At 62.8% G+C, this 253-nt stretch carries 1 protein-coding gene; it reads left to right on the top strand.

Going from position 1 to position 253, the window contains the following annotated elements:
• Positions 1-253: phosphoglycerate kinase (pgk, locus tag SB772_RS43550; RefSeq protein WP_410838972.1), on the top strand; the 253-nt coding region annotated here is incomplete at both ends.

Raw genomic sequence — 253 nt, 5'->3', positions numbered from 1 at the left:
ATCTGCTGCCGGCCTATGCCGGACGCACGATGCAGGCCGAGTTGGAAGCGCTGGAAAAGGGTCTTGGCGAACCGGTTCGCCCGGTCGTTGCCATCGTCGGCGGCGCCAAGGTGTCGAGCAAGATCGACCTGTTGATGAACCTGGTGAAGAAAGTCGATGCCCTCGTCATCGGCGGCGGCATGGCCAACACCTTCATCGCCGCCCGCGGCACCAATGTCGGCAAGTCGCTCTGCGAGCACGATCTTGCCGAAAC

It is taken from the genome of Paraburkholderia sp. SIMBA_030 (assembly GCF_046535245.1).
Taxonomy (GTDB): domain Bacteria; phylum Pseudomonadota; class Gammaproteobacteria; order Burkholderiales; family Burkholderiaceae; genus Paraburkholderia.
Note: the sequence above shows the minus strand (reverse complement) of the source record. Positions and strands in the feature narration are given on the sequence as shown.